Source organism: Micromonospora sp. BS32, assembly GCF_059089345.1.
Genome location: NZ_JBSSHR010000001.1, coordinates 54,147 through 70,914, shown reverse-complemented (window position 1 = coordinate 70,914; position 16,768 = coordinate 54,147). Strand labels below are relative to the sequence as shown.

Below are 16,768 nucleotides of genomic sequence, written 5' to 3'. Positions count from 1 at the left end.
GCCACGGGCAGCCTCAGACGGCCGCCACGCCGACCCGGACCAGCCGGTCGAGCAGGGCGACCTCGGTGCCGGCCAGGCCGGTGGAGCAGAAGACCGAGATCTGGTCCGCGCCGGTCCGGCCCGGGACCGCGCCGGCCAGCACCGCGCCCAGGTCGCGCAGCCGTTCGGCGTACGGCGGGAGCGCCGCCAGCATCGGCGGGACGTACCCGGCCGCCTGGGCAGGTGAGTCGGTGACCAGCAGCTCGGCGGCGTCGAGCAGGTCGAGGCCGAACTCGTGCCGGTCGACCTGCTTGAAGCCGACGGTGTTGACGTGGGTGCCCGGGGCGAGGTCGGCGGCGTCGAGCACCGGGCTGGTGGCGGTGGTGGCGACCACCACCACGTCGCGGTCGCGGACCGCCTCCCGGGCGCTGCCCACGGCGCGGGCCGGCACGCCGAGCTCGGCGCGGACCCGGGCGGCGAACACCTCCCGCCGGGCGGCGGAGCGGCTGTGCACGGTCACCTCGCGCAGCGGGCGGACGGCGGCGGCGGCCCAGACCTGGGTCCACGCCTGCCCGCCGGAGCCGATCACCCCGAGGGTGGCCGCCTCCGGCCGGGCGAGGGCGTCGACCGCCACCCCGCCCAGCCCTCCGGTACGCCGGGAGCCCAGCTCCTCACCGACGGCCACCGCCCGCACCGCCCCGGTACGCCCGTCGTGCAGCACCACCACCTGCTCGCCCTGCGGGTGCCCGAAGGTGTCGTAGGAGCGGTAGCCGTACCAGTCGCCGGTGTGGTGGCCGGCGGTGAGCACCATCCGGCCGCCGCCGAGCGGGGCGGCCACCCGGGGCGGGGCGACGAGCCGCCCGGCGTGCGCGGCCAGCAGCGCGTCCCGCATCGCCTCGACGGTCGTGGCGGCGTCGAGTGCGGCGGCGACCTCCCGGTCGGTGACAAGCAGGGTCATGAGCCCATGCTGCAACCTCAAGCTGACTTCAGTTCCACCCAGGGTGGGAGAGATCACCCTCCCCCGCGCACCCCCGCTGCTAGCGTCGGCCGTGGCGGCTCCAGCCGTCCCGGACGAGGTGATGCCCGATGGCCTGGATCGCGCTGGTGATCTCCGGACTGCTGGAGACCGCGTGGGCGGTCTCCCTCGACCGCAGTGCCGGCTTCAGCCGCCCACTTCCCACCGTCGTCTTCGTGGTGACCCTGGTGCTCAGCATGGTCGGCCTGGCGTACGCGCTGCGGGAGATCCCGGTCGGCACCGGCTACGCGGTCTGGGTGGGCATCGGCGCGGTCGGCACCGCGCTGGTCGGCATGCTCGCCCTCGGCGAGTCCGCCAGTCTCCCGCGCCTGTTGTCCCTGCTCCTGGTGGTCGCCGGCGTGATCGGTCTCAAGCTCTTCCACTGAGCCACAGGCATGCTGCGCCACGCGCGACCGGATCATCGGGTCGGATCACGCTGCGTTGCTCATCGGCTTCGCCACTGAGCGTCATCGCGGGCCCGAAACCGACCATCACCTCTTGAGGCTTTGCTCTGCTGCCCTATCCGCAACACTGCGCTGAACTGCGGGACGTCCGGAAGGACGGCGCGCTTCTCGCCGCGAGACCGGGACGCTGAGTGACTGTTGCGTGGGGTGCAGCAGAGCAAAGCGTGCGAGGGAGGTGGCCGACTGCCGTCGCAGGAACACGAGAAGTGACTGCCGGTCGATCGCGGCCGGCGGAACGGCCGGTCAGTCCCCGCCGCCGCGGAGGCCGACCAGGACCTCCTCCAGCTCGTCCGGCTTGACCAGCACGTCGCGGGCCTTGGAACCCTCGGAGGGGCCGACCACGCCGCGGGTCTCCATCAGGTCCATCAGCCGCCCCGCCTTGGCGAAGCCGACCCGCAGCTTGCGCTGGAGCATCGAGGTCGAACCGAACTGCGAGGTGACCACCAGCTCCACCGCCTGCACCAACAGGTCCAGGTCGTCGCCGATGTCCTCGTCGGTCTTCTTCTTGCTCTCCTGCGCCGGGGCGAGCACGTCCGGGCGGAACTCCGGCTCCCGCTGGTCCTTGCAGAACTTCACCACGTCGGCGATCTCGCGCTCGGTCACCCAGGCGCCCTGGATCCGGACCGGCTTGGACGCGCCCATCGGCAGGAAGAGCCCGTCACCCCGGCCGAGCAGCTTCTCCGCGCCGGGCTGGTCCAGGATGACCCGGGAGTCGGCCAGCGAGGAGGTGGCGAACGCCAGCCGGGACGGCACGTTCGCCTTGATCAGGCCGGTGACCACGTCGACCGAGGGGCGCTGGGTGGCCAGCACCAGGTGGATGCCGGCGGCCCGGGCCAGCTGGGTGATCCGGACGACCGAGTCCTCCACGTCGCGTGGGGCGACCATCATCAGGTCGGCCAACTCGTCCACGATCACCAGGAGGTACGGGTAGGGCCGCATCTCCCGCTCGCTGCCCGGCGGGGCCTTGATCTCGCCGTTGCGCACCTTGCGGTTGAAGTCGTCGATGTGCCGGACCCCGTTGGCGGCGAGGTCGTCGTAGCGCATGTCCATCTCGCGGACGACCCACTCCAGCGAGTCGGCCGCCTTCTTCGCGTTCGTCACGATCGGCGTGACCAGGTGCGGGATCCCCTCGTAGCCGGTCATCTCGACCCGCTTCGGGTCGATCAGCAGCAGCCGGACCTCGTCCGGGGTGGCCCGGGTCAGGACCGACACCAGCAGCGAGTTCAGGCAGGACGACTTGCCGGCGCCGGTCGCCCCGGCGATCAGGATGTGCGGCATCTTGGCCAGGTTGGCCACCACGAAGCCGCCCTCGATGTCCTTGCCGAGCGCCACCACCATCGGGTGGTGGTCGCTGGTGGCCGCCCGCGAGCGCAGCACGTCGCCGAGTGCGACGTTCTCCGGGTCGGTGTTCGGGATCTCCACGCCGACCGCGCTCTTGCCCGGGATCGGGCTGAGGATCCGCACGTCGGGTGACTTCACCGCGTACGCGATGTTGCGGGAGAGCTGGGTGATCCGCTCGACCTTCACGCCGTGGCCGAGTTCCACCTCGTACCGGGTGACGGTCGGGCCGCGGGTGAACCCGGTGACCGCGGCGTCCACGTCGAACTGGTCGAACACGCCGGTCAGCGCGGCGATCACCTCATCGTTGGCCTTGCTCCGGGTCTTCGGCGCGCTGCCGCTGCTGAGCATGTTGGCCGGGGGCAGGGTGTAGTCGCCGTCCATCGCGCTGAGCGCGAGCTGCTCGGCGCGAGTCGGCGGCGGCGAGTGCTCCGGCGGCTCGACCGGCTTGCGGCTGGCCGGTACCTTGGCCGGAGGCTTGCGCGGCAGCACGATGGTGTCCTGGAGGTCGACACCCTCGTAGTCGTCGAGGTCGTCCGGGTCCAGCGGCGGCGGCGCGGTCTTCTTCGCCGGGCGGCGGCGGGCCGGCTTCGCGGCCGTCTCCTCCCCCTCCTCCCGCGCCCCGGGCGGGGCGACCAGCGTGCCGGCCAGCAGCCCCAGCCGCTCGGGGATCTTGTTGATCGGGGTGGCGGTGACCACCAGCAGGCCGAAGACCAGCAGCAGGATCAGCAGCGGCACCGCCACCCAGGCGGTCACCGCCGCCTTCAGCAGGTCGCCCACCCCGGCACCGACCAGGCCGCCGGCGTAGTCACGCTGCACCGGGTCGACCGGGTCCTGTCCGATGTGCAGCATCGCCGCGGTGGCGATCAGCATCGAACCCCAGCCCACCAGGCCACGGCCGCGATGCGCCGGGTCGGCCGGGGTACGCATCAGCCGCCAGGCGCCGATCATCAGCAGCACCGGCACGACGATCGCGATCGCGCCGAGGAAGAGCCGCACGGTGTCGGCCAGCCGGGCGCCCAGCGGACCCGCGCCGGAGAACCAGATGGCCACCCCGCTGAGGATGGCGAGGCCGAACAGCAGCAGGCCGCCGCCGTCGCGGCGGTGCTCGGGATCGAGGTCGCGGGCGGAGGCGACCTGCCGGCCGGCGCCGCGCACCGCCCAGCCGACGCCGTGCGCCAGCCCCAACCACAGTGCACCGACGGCCCGGCCGACGAGGACCGCGGGCCCGGGACGGGCCGCGGTTCGCCGCCGGGCCGGGGCCCGGGTGGTCTTCTTCGCCGGCTGGCGGGCACGACTGTTCGTGGTGCCGCGCGGCGACGCGCCGCGCCGCCGGCTCGCCTGAGAGGTACGGCCCGCCATACAGTCACCGTAACGGCGTGACCCGGGAGATCGCCGCTTTTCCGGGTCGTGTCCGCGCGTCGCAACGCGGACCACGCCTCCAGACGTGTTATTTGCCTCAGGAAGGGATGCCCGATGGCGTCGCCTGCTTTCGAGGACGGTCCGGACCCCCTGACCGGGCACCCGCAGGCCCTACGACCGCTGACCGGGTCGCTGATCGCCGCGGTGCTGACGAACCGGGGCTACGCGTACTCCACCGACAACGACGGTGATCTGGTCGGCCGTTGGGCCGACAGCCTGATCTGGTTCCTGCGCCCGGGCGTCGCCGGGGAGCTGCTCCAGGTCCGCACCCTGGCCGCGCCGACCTTCGGCATCGAGTACGTGCCGGCGCTCTACGCGTTCTGCAACTCCTGGAACCACGACCGGCTCTGGCCGAAGGCGTTCGTCCACGTCGACGACGACGGGCGGGCCCGGGTCTGCGGCGAGGTGATCACCGACCTGGAACGCGGGGTCACTCCGCACCAGCTCGACCAGCTCCTCGACTGCGCCATCTCGACCGGCTGCCAGCTCGCCGAGGCCGTCGGCCGGCTACCCGGCGGGGCGACCCCGTGACCGGCGGCGACTCCCTCCCCCATCCGGGCCGCCGCTGGACCGGCCAGGGTGGACGACCGGACCGGTCGACCGACCGGGGCGGGCCCGACCCGTCGACCGGTCCGGGCGGAGCCGACCCGGAGCTGGTCGCCGCGCTCGCCGACGCCGGCGACCTGCCCGACGGCGAGCCGCGCTTCGCCGAGCTGGACCGCATCGCCGCCCGGGCCGACGCGGTCGGTGACGGGCGGTCCGCACTGGACGCCCGGATCGCGCTGGTCGAGGCGTACCTGTCGGACGGGGAGCGCTGGCGGGTGGCCGAGCCGGTGCGGCGTGCCCTGACCACTGTGGACCGGTTCCCCGGGCTGCTCGACGAGCGACCCGGCGACGCCGAGCGGCTCCGCCGCCACCAGCGGTACGCGGTCGAGGCCGCGATCGGCACGCCCCGGATCGGGCTGGACCAGGCCCGGGCGCTCCTCGACGACCTGGCCCGTCGGGCCGGCGAGCGGAGCGGGCTGGTCGCCCAGCTGCGCTGCCGGCTCGCCGACCACCTCGGCGACGAGCCGGCCGCCCGGCGCTGGTACGACGACTGGGCGGCCGCCGACCCCGACCCGACGGCCGGCTGCCCGGGCTGCCTGCCGGCCCGCCAGGCCGAGCTGCTCGCCGGGTGGGGCGACGACACGGCGGCGCTGGACGCGCTGCGCCCCCTGCTCGACGGCGTGCTGGACTGCACCGACCAGCCGGAACGCGCGCTGGCCGGGGCGCTGCTGCCGTGGCTGCGTACCGGGCGGGCCGAGCGGGCCGGGCAGGCGCACATACGGGCGTACCGGCGGCACCGGCGGGAGCGGGGCGCCTTCCCGTACCTCGCGACCCACCTGCGGTTCTGCGCGTTGGCCGGGCACCTCGACCGGGGGCTGGACGTGCTCACCGAGCAGCTGCCCCGGCTGGACCACCCGTACGACGACTTGTCCGCGATGGAGTTCGCCGCCGCCGGGGCGCTGGTCTGCGCCCTCGCCGTCGAGGCGGGGCTGGGCGGGCGGCGGGTGCGCAGACCGGCGTACGGCGACCGCCCCGCCGCCGACCCGGACGTGGCGACCCTCGGCGCCGACCTGCTCGCCCTGGCCACCCGGCTGGCCGGCAGCTTCGACGCCCGCAACGGCACCGGCCACCAGTCCGGCCGGATCGCCTCCTGGCTGGCCGAACGACCCCTCGGCCCACCCGTGCCGCTCCCCGACGACCGGCCCGGCGACGACCCGGCGGACGAGCCGTTCCTGCCGTCGGCCGACGAGCCGGCGCCGCTCGCCCTGTCGATGATCACCTCGGTGCTCGACCGCCGGGGCGACGTGTACGCCGTCGACGCGGGCGGGGTCGTCGTCGGCCGCTGGGACGAGGCGGTCATCCAGTTCCGTCAGATCGGCCGGCACGGGGAGATCCTGCACGCCCGGGTGGTGGCCGCCCGGCGGCTGCCGGCGCACCGGCTCGCCGAGGCGTACGAGTTCTGCAACTCCTGGAACCACGACCGGCTGCTGCCCAAGGCGTACGTGCACGAGCTGGACTCCGACGAGCTCGTGCTGGCCGGGGACGTCACCACCGACCTGGAGCACGGGGTCGCCCCCGCCCAGCTCGGCGTCCTGGTCGACGCGGCGGTGGCCACCGGCGTCGCGTACGCCGAGGCGGTCGCCGCGCTGCCCTGACGCGGCGCGGCCCCCGACCACCGGGCGGTGGTGGTCAGGGGCCGCGGTCCGCGACAGCGGCGGGCGGGGCCCGCGGTGTGCCGCCGGATCAGCTGGCGGAGAACGCCAGGGTGTACTCGCCGGACCCGCTCAGCGCGGTGACCCGGTAGCGGTAGGCGCCGGCGGCGCCGTCGGCCTCGAGCTTCGCGATGCCGTCCTGCGTGCCGGCTTGGGCCACCGTGCGGAAGCCGGTACCCGTCCAACGCTGGAGTTCCAGCACCAGCTGCGCGCCGTCGGAAGCCTCCAGGCAGGCGCTCTGCCCGCCCGCCTGGGTGACGAACCAGCGGCCGTCGGGCTGGGCCTGCGACCGGCCTGCGGCGATCTCGCCGGTACGGCTGACCGCACCGGTGCACACCGACGCCTCCCCGCCACCGGCGGGCGGGGCGGTCGGGGCGACCGTGGCCGGCGGGGCGGTGGCGTCACCGCCGGCCGGCGGCTCGGCCGGGGCCGACTGGCCGTTCGCGGTCACCAGGGTCAGGTTGTTGCGCTGGAGGATCTCGGTGACCGGCTGGAAGAAGGTCACCCCGCCCTGGGTGCAGTCGCCGGAGCCGCCGGAGGTGACGCCCTGCGCCTGGTCGCCGGAGAGCCACGCACCGCCGGAGTCGCCCGGCTCGGCGCAGACGTTCGTCCGGGTCAGCCCGGTGACCGTTCCCTCCGGGTAGTTCACCGTGGCGTTCTTGGCCTGGATCACCCCGCAGCGGGTGCCGGTGGTGGAACCGGAACGGCAGATGGAGGCGCCGACCGGGGCCTCGGCGGAGCCGTTCACCGGCACCGTGCCACCGTTGAAGTCGTTCACCACGCCCTGCGGCGTCCACTGGGCGTTCACCTCGACGAACGCCCAGTCGTCGCCGGGGAACGACGAGGCCTTGAAGGTGCCCTGGGCGACCCGGTTCGCGCCGGTGGTGCGGTCGCCCGCCTGGCCGCAGTGCCCGGCGGTGACGAACCCGCCCACCACGGCGAAGCCGACCGAGCAGCGGCCCGCGTTGTTGATGAAGTACGCGTCACCGCCGCGTACGTCGAACAGCGGGCGCGGCGTCTCGGCGGAGGCCTCCACCCGGACGGCGCCGGCCGGCACCCCGGTCGCCGCGGCGAACCGGCGGCCGGAGTCCTCGGCGCCCGGCCGCGCCAGCACCACCACCGTGTTGCTGCTGACGTCGACGTACCAGCCGGCGATGTCCGGGGTGGCCTGCCGACCGGCCGAGTCGAGCCGGGTCTTCACCGCGTCCAGCTCGTCGACGCCCCGGTCGACCTGCTTCGGCACCGCTCCGGCGGCGCGTACCCGGGCCGCCTGCGCCGGGTCGGCCACCGCGACGGTCAGCGTGCCGCCGTCGGCACTGAGCCAGCTACCGGCATAGGCGTCGCCGAGCTGGGTCCGCAGCCCGCCCAGCGTGCCGGCGGCCCGCCGCTCGCTGGCCAGCCGCTTCGCCGCCTGCTCGCGGGTGAGCGAGAGATCCCGGCTCATCGCGTCCAGCACCTCGGGGGCGGCGCCGCCCGTCCCGGTCGCGCCGGCCGGCCCACCGGCCCGTGGGGCGGCGTTCTCCCCGGCGAACGACGGCAGGGTCACCGCCGCCGTCAGGCCGGCCGCCGCCAGCACCACGCCGATGGCTGTCATCCGTCTGCGGTCCATCCGCCATGCTCCTCCCGGCCGGCGCGGGGTACGCCTGCCGGACCGGAGTACGGAGAGAACCGCCGATCGGTTGAGGTCGATCCGGATCTTTCACCGCAGCGTGTCCGTACGGTCGCCTACCGTCGACGTACCCCCGAACGGCGACGCCGGTCCACCGCGGACGGTGGACCGGCGTGCGGAGCCGGTGGGGTCAGACCTCGACGACCGTCGGGACGATCATCGGACGCCGGCGGTACTTGTCGTTGACCCAGCGCCCGACGGTGCGCCGGACGATCTGCTGGAGCTGGTGCGGGTCGGTGATGCCGTCCGCGGCGGCCCGGTTGAGCGCCTCGGTGACCAGCGGGACGACCGGGTTGAACGCCTCCGGGTCCTCGGAGAAGCCCTTCGCCGACAGGGTCGGGCCGGCGACCACCTTGCCGGTGACCGAGTCGACCACCACGGTGGTGGCGATGAAGCCGCCGTCGCCGAGGATCCGCCGCTCGGTGAGCAGCGACTCGCTGACGTCACCGACGGCCAGGCCGTCGACGTAGACGTAGCGGCTCTTCACGTGCCCGACCAGCTTGGCCCGCCCCTCGACCAGGTCGACCACGTCGCCGTCCTCGCAGAGCACCACCCGGTCCGGGGCGACCCCGGACTCGATGCCGAGCCGGGCGTGCGCGCGCAGGTGCCGCCACTCGCCGTGCACCGGCATCAGGTTGCTGGGACGGGTCACGTTGAGCAGGTAGAGCAGCTCGCCGGCGGGGGCGTGGCCGGAGACGTGCACCTTCGCCACGTCCTTGTGCACGACCACCGCGCCGGCCCGGGCCAGCCGGTTGATCACCCGGTAGACCGAGGTCTCGTTGCCGGGCACCAGCGAGCTGGCCAGTACCACCGTGTCGCCGGGGGCGATGGTGATGTGCCGGTGGTCGCCGCTGGCCATCCGGCCCAGTGCGCTCATCGGCTCGCCCTGCGACCCGGTGGACATCAGCACGATCTGCTCGGGCGGCAGGGTGGTGGCCTCCTCGATCCCGATCACCAGGCCGGCCGGGATGTTGAGCAGGCCCAGGTCGCGGGCGATGCCCATGTTGCGGACCATCGACCGGCCGATCAGCGCCACCTTGCGGCCATGCTCGGCCGCCGAGTCGAAGACCTGCTGCACCCGGTGCACGTGCGAGGCGAACGAGGCGACGATGATCCGCCCCTTCGCCTTGACGAAGATCGAGTCGAGCACCGGCCCGATCTCCCGCTCCGGGGTGACGAAGCCGGGGATCTCCGCGTTGGTGGAGTCCGACAGCAGCAGGTCCACACCCTCGGCGCCGAGCCGGGCGAAGCCGGCCAGGTCGGTGATCCGGCCGTCCAGCGGGAGCTGGTCCATCTTGAAGTCGCCGGTGTGCAGCACCAGGCCGGCCGGGGTGCGGATGGCCACCGCGAGCGCGTCCGGGATCGAGTGGTTGACCGCGAAGAACTCGCACTCGAACGGCCCGAGCCGCTCCCGGCCGCCCTCCCGCACGGTCAGCGTGTACGGCTGGATCCGCCGCTCGGCCAGCTTCGCCTCGACCAGCGCCAGGGTGAACTGGGAGCCGACCAGCGGGATGTCGGGCTTGTGGGCGAGCAGGTACGGCACCGCCCCGATGTGGTCCTCGTGGCCGTGGGTCAGCACGATCGCCTGGACATCGGCGAGCCGGTCCAGGATCGGGCCGAAGTCGGGCAGGATCAGGTCCACGCCCGGCTGCTCGACGTCGGGGAAGAGCACCCCGCAGTCCACGATCAGCAACTTGCCGTCGAACTCGAAGACGGTCATGTTCCGGCCGATGGCGCCGAGCCCGCCGAGCGGGATGATCCGAAGGCCGCCCTCCGGCAGCGGCGGGGGCAGTTCGCCCTCCATGTGCGCCTCGGTCACGCGTCCACCTCATTCTGCGACGCCGTAACCCGGCGTCCATCGTGTCGTTCGATCATTCGGGCAGCTCCAGGCCCGCTGCGGCGCAGTCCGCGCGCAGCTGGGCGATCTCGTCGTCGGTCGCGTCCACCAGCGGGGGCCGCACCGGGCCGGCCGGCAGGCCCTTGGCCGCCAGCCCCGCCTTCACCAGGATCACGCCCTGGGTGCGGAAGATCCCGGTGAACAGTGGCATGAGCCGCCGGTGCAGGGCCAGCGCGGTGTGGTTGTCGCCGGCGTCGTATGCCTCGATCATCTGCTTGGTCAGGGCGCCGGTGAAGTGCGTCGAGGTGCCCACCACGCCGACCCCCCCGACGGCGAGCCCGGGCAGGGTGAGCGCGTCCTCCCCGCTGTACACCGCCAGGTTGCTCCGGCTGGTCACCCAGCTGGTGGCGGCCAGGTCACCCTTGGCGTCCTTCACCGCGACGATCCGGCCGTGCTCGGCGAGGCGCACCAGCGTGTCGGTGGCGATGGCCACCCCGGCGCGGTGCGGGATGTCGTAGAGCATCACCGGCAGCCCGGTGGCGTCGGCGACCGCGGTGAAGTGCCGCAGCAGGCCGCTCTGCGGCGGCTTGCTGTAGTACGGGGTCACCACCAGCAGACCGTGCGCGCCGGCCTTCTCGGCCGACGCGGCCAGTTCGATGGTGTGCCGGGTGTCGTTGGTGCCCACTCCGGCGACGATCCGGGCCCGGTCGCCGACCGCCTCGACCACCGCGCGGATCAGGCGCTCCTTCTCCGCGTCCGTGGTGGTGGGCGACTCGCCGGTGGTGCCGTTGAGCACGAGCGCGTCGTTGCCCTGCTCGTCGACGAGGTGGTTCGCCAGCCGTACGGCGCCGTCGAGGTCGAGGGAGCCGTCGGCGGTGAACGGGGTCACCATGGCCGTGAGTAGTCGCCCGAACGGGCGGGACACGCCCCGGTCGGGGGCGGCAGGGTGGTCGTGCGTCATGCTCCCAACCTAGCGGACGGCCACCGGACGACTGGTGGGGAAGGGCCCAGGACTCACTCGCCGTGCGGGCTGGTCGCCACCTCGGTGCCGTCCGGCAGCGTGGCGATGACGAAGTCCGCGAAGACGTTCGGCGCGACCCCCTGGAGCTGGCGGAGGCACTCCACGGCCAGCTCGCGGATCTCCACGTCGGCGTGCTCGGTGGCGCGCATCGCGATGAAGTGCCGCCAGGCCCGGTAGTTGCCGGTGACCACGATCCGGGTCTCGGTGGCGTTGGGCAGCACCGCGCGGGCCGCCTGCCGGGCCTGCTTGCGGCGCAGCGTCGGGTTGGGCTCGTCGGAGAAGCGCTGCTCCAGCCCCTCCAGCAGCCCGGTGTACGCCCGGACGCTCGCCTCGGCGGCCTCGACGAACTTCTTGTGCAGCTCAGGGTCCTCGGCGATCACCGAGGGCTCGACCATGGCCGCGTCCCGCTCGGGGACGTACCGCTGGGAGAGCTGGGAGTACGAGAAGTGCCGGTGCCGGATCAGCTCGTGGGTGAACGAGCGGGAGACGCCGGTGAAGTAGAAGCTCACCGAGCCGTGCTCCAGCACCGACAGGTGCCCGACCTCGAGGATGTGCGCCAGGTAGCCGGCGTTGGTCGCGGTCGCCGGGTTCGGCTTCTTCCAGCTCTGGTAGCAGGCCCGCCCGGCGAACTCGGCCAGTGCCTGGCCGCCCTCGGCGTCGGTCGACCACGGCACGTCGTCCGGGGCCTGGAACTGGGTCCACGCGATCAGCTTGACCTGGGGCTGCACCATCTCCGGCATTCCTGGGACTGTAGTGGCCGGCGCTGCTCACGCTCAAACCCGGCTCGCCCGGTGCCACACCGGTCACGCCGGCCAGGCCCGCCGCTCGATCGGGATCGACGGTGACACCACCGAAAATGGTACCATTTCTTGTACCACTCGTGATCTGACCGGGAGCCTGCCGATGACCGCCATCTCCGCGTCCGAAGCGCGCAAGCGTCTCTTTCCGCTGATCGAACAGGTCAACCAGGATCACGCGCCGATCGAGATCGTCTCCAAGCACGGCAACGCCATGCTGGTGTCCAAGGAAGACTGGGACTCCATGACCGAAACGGCCTACCTGCTTCGGTCACCCGCCAATGCGGCCTGGCTGGCGCAGGGCATGGCCGAACTCCGCGACGGGGAAGCCGTCGAGCGGGAGCTCGACCTGTCGTGAAGATCATGTTTGTCAGCACGGGCTGGCGCGACTACATGTTCTGGCAGAACACCGACCGCGCAGTGGTCAAAAAGATCAACCGCCTGATCGAGAACATCAGCCGGGGCGATCCCCACCAGGGCATCGGCAAGCCGGAACCACTGAAGTACCACCTGGCAGGGGCATGGTCACGCCGGATCACGGACGAACACCGGCTGGTCTACGTGACCACCGTCGGCAAGGACGACAAGGACGTGCTGACGGTGATCAGCTGCCGATACCACTACGAGAAGTAGTTCGGGCTACCGGTCACCGAGCGGCGGTCAGACGTAGAGCGCGGTGAACGGGGCCCAGGGCAGGTTGCGGACCACCGAGAAGGCCAGCCAGGCGACGAGGAACCCGGCGATCACCGGCGAGCTGATCCGCAGCTGCGGCAGCCGCCAACCGAAGGCCCGCTCACCGGCCCAGGCCACGAAGAGGTACGCCAGGAAGGGCAGCGCGAAGACGAAGAGGAAGTGGTGCCGGGCGGCGGCGGGGATGTCGCCGTGCAGCACGTACCAGAGGGCGCGGGTGCCGCCGCAGCCCGGGCAGTCCAGCCCGGTGGTGAGCTTGAGCAGGCAGCTCGGGGCGGCGTCCGGGTCGCTCCGGGTGGGATCGCTGACCAGCGCGTACGCCATGCCGAGGCCGACGCAGCCGACGGCGGCCAACGGGACGGCCCAGCGCGGGGACCGGTCGTACACGCGGAGCACGAGTCGGGTGAGGCGGTCCGGCTCGACCGGTTGGTAGGCCACCGGCGGCCACGGGGCCGCCGGGTCGCCGCCCGGGTACGGCCCGTCGCCGGGCCCGTACGCCGCGCCGTCCATTCCCTGCACGCCCGAACCGGCCGGCCCGTCCACGCTCGTCACGCGCTCACGGTACACCGGCCACGCCCGCCAGCGCGGCGGCCAGCGGCGCTGCCAGGTCACCGGCGGCGGGCGGGGCGACGGCCGACAGGCCGAGCCAGCCGGCGAGCCGGTGCAGCTCGGCGGCGAGCGCCACGGCGGTCTCCCCCGGGTCGGCGGCCGGCTCCCGCCAGGCCGCCGGCACCAGCAGCACCCCGGCCCTGCGGTCGGCCTTCAGGTCGACCCGGGCGGTGAACCGCTCCCCCTGCAGGAACGGCAGCACGTAGTAGCCGTGCACCCGCTGCGGCGCCGGCACGTAGATCTCGATCCGGTAGCTGAAGCCGAAGAGCCGCTCGGTGCGGGCCCGCTCCCAGACCACCGGGTCGAACGGACTGACCAGGGTGTTGCCCCGGACCCAGCGGGGCAGCCGGGCGTCGGCGTGCAGCCAGGCCGGCTGCCGCCAGCCCTGCACGGCGACCGGGAGCAGCTCGCCGGCCTCGACCAGCTCGGCGATCGCCTGCCGGGCACCGGCCAGCGGCAGCCGGAAGTAGTCGCGCAGCTCCGGCTCGGCGGCCACCCCGAGTGACCGCGCGGCCACCGCCACCAGCGTCCGGTACGCCTCGGCGTCGGTCGGCGTGGGCGCGTCCAGGGCGGCGGCCGGCAGCACCCGCTCGGGGAGGTCGTAGCGGCGGGCGAAGGAGGTGGTGCGCTCGGCGGCGGTGACCTCGCCGGCCCAGAAGAGGAACTCCAGCGCCCGCTTCACCGCCGACCAGTTCCACCCCCAGTTGCCGGTCTCCCGGGGCGCGTCGTGCTCGATCTCGGCGGCGGTCAGCGGGCCCCGGGCGGCCACCTCGTCGCGGACCCAGGCGACCAGTTCGGGCTGCTCCTGCGCAATGCGGCGCATCCCGCCCCAGGCGTCGTCCCGGGCCTTGGCCATCCGCCAGCGCAGCGCGGCGTGCAGCGCCACCGGCACCAGTGACGCCTCGTGGCCCCAGTACTCGAAGAGCTCCCGGGGGCGGCAGTAGGCGGCGGTGTCCAGCAGGGTGGTCGGGTAGGGCCCGAGCCGGCTGTAGAGCGGCAGATAGTGCGCCCGCTGCAGCACGTTGACCGAGTCCATCTGGATCAGGCCGACCCGGTCGAGCACCCGCCGCAGATGGCGGCGGGTGGGCACGCCGGTGGGCGCCGGGTCGGCGAAGCCCTGGGCGGCCAGCGCCACCCGCCGGGCCTGGGCGAGGGAGAGCGATTCCGGTACGGCCATCGTCGGCACCCTAATCCACGCCTGCGACACCGGAGCGGACGCTGGACCGGCCGCCGGTAGAGGCATAGAACGGACACATGCTGACCATCCGTCGCGAGGACCCCGAGGACGCCGAGGCGATCGCCCGGGTGCACATCCACGGCTGGCAGGCCGGCTATGCCGGGATCATGCCCGACGAGGTGCTGCGCCGGCTCAACCCCGCGGCCTGGGCGCAGCGCCGCCGGGACCTCGGCACCGCCGACCCGGAGCACCCGTTCACCACGCTGCTCGCCGAGGTCGACGGGGTGCCGGCCGGCTTCACCACGTTCGGGCCGTACCGCAACAACCAGGACCGGGACGACCTGGACGAGACCCGCGGCGAGGTGGTGGCGGTGTACGTCGAGCCGGCGCACTGGGGCGACGGCACCGCGCGAACCCTGCTGTCCGCCGCCCGGGACGGCCTGGCGGCGCGGGGCTGGCGGGAGTACCGGCTCTGGGTGCTCGCGGAGAACGCCCGGGCCCGCCGTTTCTGGGAGCGGGCCGGCCTGTCACCCGACGGTGAGCGGTGCACCTACCCGGTGCCGCTCGCCGGTGGGCGTCCCCCGGTCCACCTCGACGAGTTGCGGTACGCCGGCCGGCTCGACGGCTGACCCGCCGGGCCCGCCACGGGCCGGGCCGTCGCCGCGCAGCGGGGCGGCCCCGTGCCGGATCGGCAGCAGGAGCAGCAGCGCGAGGCTGATCCAGACGTAGGTGTTGCTGCCCAGGAAGCCGTCCACGCCGCTGAAGTCCTTCTCCCAGGCCCAGACGATCCGGCTGATCAGCAGCCCGTACGCGATCACCACGAAGGCCACCAGCGCGCGGCGGCGTCGGCTGCGGGCGGGCGCGGCGACCGCGTTGTCGACCAGCAGGATCAGCGCCGGGATCAGCCAGACCAGGTGGTGCACCCAGGTGACCGGGCTGACCAGGCACATCATCGCGCCGGTCAGCGCCAGCCCGGTCGCCTCGTCGCCGTTCGCCACGGCGGCCCGGGCCCGCCAGCCCCAGACGGCCAGGGTGGCCAGGACCAGCACCAGCCAGGCGAGGGTGCTCGGGTGTTCCGGGTGCAGCCGGGCCACCACCCCGCGCAGCGACTGGTTGGAGACGAACGCCAGCTCACCGACCCGGTTGGTGTTCCACAGCGCCGAGGTCCAGAACTCCCGGGAGGCGTCCGGGAAGAGCGCGGCGGCGGCCAGCGTGGCGGCGGCCGCGGCGGCCATGGCGGTGACCGCGGCCCGCCAGCGGCCGGTGATCAGCAGGTAGATGATGAAGACGCCGGGGGTCAGCTTGATCGCGGTGGCCAGGCCGATGCCCACCCCGGCCCACCGGTTGCCGGCCGGCAGCAGCCGGAGCAGGTCCAGTGCCACCAGGAAGAGCAGCAGCATGTTGACCTGGCCGAAGTTGATCGTCTCGCGCATCGGCTCGAAGGCGGCGGCCAGGCAGAGCGCGACCGCGAGGGTGAACCAGCGGGTCCAGCCGGCGCGGCGGGCGACCGGGTCGAGCAACCACCAGATCGCCACGCTGCTCACCACCACGCTGGCGACCACGCTGACGGTGATCGCCGCCGGCCACGGCAGGTACGCCATCGGCAGCATCACCAGGGCGGCGAAGGGCGGGTAGGTGAAGCCGTACTGGGTGCCGAGCTTGAGGTAGTCGTAGATCTCGCCGCCGTCGTGGACCCAGAAGTTCAACGCGCCGTAGTAGACCTTCAGGTCGAAGAAGCCGTGTCGCACCGCCGCCACCGTGAGGAAGGCGGCCACCGCGACGGCGAGCGCGACGACCCCGGTGACCTGCCACGCCGTCCGCCTGGCACCCTGCGCCACCATCGTCTCTCCCGCCCTGCGTAGGCTTCCGTGCCATGGCCATGGGGTACGTCCGCCCGGCGCGTCCCGAGGACGCCGGTGAGATCGCACGCATCCAGCTCGCGACCTGGCGGGTCGCCTATCGCCGGATCCTGCCCCGGCACGTGCTCGACAACCTGGACGAGGCATGGCTGGCCCGGCGGTGGAGCGCGGCGGTGCAGGAGCCGCCCTCCGGCGCCCACCGCGTGCTGGTCGCCGTCGAACAGGCCGAGCAATCCTATCTGGTGGGGTTCGCGGCTTCCGGACCGGCGGACGCGGAGGCGCTCGCCCCCGAGGAGCCGGCCGAGGCGCTCGGCGAGGGCGTGGCCGCGGTGACCGACCTGCTGGTGGAGCCGCGCTGGGGCCGGCGCGGGCACGGCAGCCGGCTGCTCGCCGCCGCCGTGGACCTGTGGCGGGAAGACGGCTTCGGGCGAGCGGTGGCCTGGGCGTTCGAGGGCGACGAGGCGACCCGCAAATTCCTGACCAGCACCGGCTGGGAGCCGGACGGGGCGGCCCGCGCCCTGGACGTCGACGACATGCTGGTCCCCCAGGTCCGCCTGCACGTCGCCGTGCCCACGGAGCCGGTCGAGCAGCCCTGAGTACGCGCGTCGCCGGGCGCGTTGTCGGGGGGCCGGC

At 73.6% G+C, this 16,768-nt stretch carries 16 protein-coding genes; 7 read left to right on the top strand and 9 right to left on the bottom strand.

All coding sequences use genetic code 11. The features are described from left to right. Positions 1-13: 13 nt before the first annotated feature. The gene (locus tag AC5RWQ_RS00330) at positions 14-937 is read right to left on the bottom strand and encodes an ornithine cyclodeaminase family protein (protein ID WP_494280737.1); all 924 of its coding nucleotides are present in this window, start codon (positions 935-937) and stop codon (positions 14-16) included. Positions 938-1,065: 128 nt separating this feature from the next. Between AC5RWQ_RS00330 and AC5RWQ_RS00325 the strand changes: the two genes are divergently transcribed. Beyond that, entirely contained in the window at positions 1,066-1,380 is a 315-nt protein-coding gene (locus AC5RWQ_RS00325; RefSeq protein WP_494280736.1) for a DMT family transporter, read from the top strand. A gap of 321 nt (positions 1,381-1,701) precedes the next feature. Here the strand turns inward: AC5RWQ_RS00325 and AC5RWQ_RS00320 are convergent, their stop codons facing one another. Beyond that, positions 1,702-4,158: a DNA translocase FtsK gene (locus tag AC5RWQ_RS00320; protein ID WP_494280735.1), complete on the bottom strand. Its 2,457-nt coding sequence runs from the start codon at positions 4,156-4,158 to the stop codon at positions 1,702-1,704. A 114-nt stretch (positions 4,159-4,272) separates the two neighbouring features. On the opposite strand from AC5RWQ_RS00320, the gene AC5RWQ_RS00315 reads away from it, so the two are divergent. Next, on the top strand, positions 4,273-4,749 hold the full coding sequence (locus AC5RWQ_RS00315) for a type III secretion system chaperone family protein (RefSeq protein WP_494280734.1): 477 nt from the start codon (positions 4,273-4,275) through the stop codon (positions 4,747-4,749). Further along, positions 4,746-6,419, top strand: a complete 1,674-nt coding sequence (locus AC5RWQ_RS00310) for a YbjN domain-containing protein (RefSeq protein WP_494280733.1) — start codon at positions 4,746-4,748, stop codon at positions 6,417-6,419. Before AC5RWQ_RS00315 ends, AC5RWQ_RS00310 begins: the two co-directional genes overlap by 4 nt. An 88-nt stretch (positions 6,420-6,507) precedes the next feature. On the opposite strand, the gene AC5RWQ_RS00305 is transcribed toward AC5RWQ_RS00310, so the two are convergent. The 4 genes from AC5RWQ_RS00305 to thyX all read right to left on the bottom strand — a co-directional run bounded on the left by AC5RWQ_RS00305 (position 6,508) and on the right by thyX (position 11,734). Then, a complete protein-coding gene (locus tag AC5RWQ_RS00305; protein WP_494280732.1) occupies positions 6,508-8,085 on the bottom strand; it encodes a S1 family peptidase in 1,578 nt (525 codons plus the stop codon). A 190-nt stretch (positions 8,086-8,275) separates the two neighbouring features. Further along, a complete protein-coding gene (locus AC5RWQ_RS00300; protein WP_334482548.1) occupies positions 8,276-9,964 on the bottom strand; it encodes a ribonuclease J in 1,689 nt (562 codons plus the stop codon). Between the two features lie 52 nt (positions 9,965-10,016). Further along, the gene (gene dapA / locus AC5RWQ_RS00295) at positions 10,017-10,943 is read right to left on the bottom strand and encodes a 4-hydroxy-tetrahydrodipicolinate synthase (protein ID WP_334482551.1); all 927 of its coding nucleotides are present in this window, start codon (positions 10,941-10,943) and stop codon (positions 10,017-10,019) included. A gap of 53 nt (positions 10,944-10,996) precedes the next feature. Then, on the bottom strand, positions 10,997-11,734 hold the full coding sequence (gene thyX, locus AC5RWQ_RS00290) for an FAD-dependent thymidylate synthase (protein WP_494281130.1): 738 nt from the start codon (positions 11,732-11,734) through the stop codon (positions 10,997-10,999). A 172-nt stretch (positions 11,735-11,906) separates the two neighbouring features. Here thyX and AC5RWQ_RS00285 point away from each other — a divergent pair, with 172 nt between their 5' ends. Together AC5RWQ_RS00285 and AC5RWQ_RS00280 are read left to right on the top strand one after the other, a co-directional pair. Continuing rightward, positions 11,907-12,158, top strand: a complete 252-nt coding sequence (locus tag AC5RWQ_RS00285; protein ID WP_494280731.1) for a type II toxin-antitoxin system Phd/YefM family antitoxin — start codon at positions 11,907-11,909, stop codon at positions 12,156-12,158. A gap of 5 nt (positions 12,159-12,163) precedes the next feature. Beyond that, positions 12,164-12,433: a Txe/YoeB family addiction module toxin gene (locus AC5RWQ_RS00280; RefSeq protein ID WP_494281129.1), complete on the top strand. Its 270-nt coding sequence runs from the start codon at positions 12,164-12,166 to the stop codon at positions 12,431-12,433. Between the two features lie 27 nt (positions 12,434-12,460). Here AC5RWQ_RS00280 and AC5RWQ_RS00275 read toward each other — a convergent pair whose 3' ends face one another. Next, positions 12,461-13,000: a DUF2752 domain-containing protein gene (locus AC5RWQ_RS00275; protein ID WP_494281128.1), complete on the bottom strand. Its 540-nt coding sequence runs from the start codon at positions 12,998-13,000 to the stop codon at positions 12,461-12,463. A 46-nt stretch (positions 13,001-13,046) separates the two neighbouring features. After that, a complete protein-coding gene (locus tag AC5RWQ_RS00270) occupies positions 13,047-14,276 on the bottom strand; it encodes a winged helix-turn-helix domain-containing protein (protein WP_494280730.1) in 1,230 nt (409 codons plus the stop codon). Positions 14,277-14,353: 77 nt separating this feature from the next. On the opposite strand from AC5RWQ_RS00270, the gene AC5RWQ_RS00265 reads away from it, so the two are divergent. Beyond that, entirely contained in the window at positions 14,354-14,905 is a 552-nt protein-coding gene (locus AC5RWQ_RS00265) for a GNAT family N-acetyltransferase (protein ID WP_494280729.1), read from the top strand. On the opposite strand, the gene AC5RWQ_RS00260 is transcribed toward AC5RWQ_RS00265, so the two are convergent. Further along, complete coding sequence (locus AC5RWQ_RS00260; protein WP_494281127.1) at positions 14,804-16,114, bottom strand: glycosyltransferase family 87 protein; 1,311 nt, start codon at positions 16,112-16,114, stop codon at positions 14,804-14,806. The genes AC5RWQ_RS00265 and AC5RWQ_RS00260 overlap by 102 nt on opposite strands. 35 nt (positions 16,115-16,149) lie before the next feature. Between AC5RWQ_RS00260 and AC5RWQ_RS00255 the strand changes: the two genes are divergently transcribed. Beyond that, positions 16,150-16,731: a GNAT family N-acetyltransferase gene (locus AC5RWQ_RS00255; protein WP_494280728.1), complete on the top strand. Its 582-nt coding sequence runs from the start codon at positions 16,150-16,152 to the stop codon at positions 16,729-16,731. Positions 16,732-16,768 lie beyond the last annotated feature (37 nt).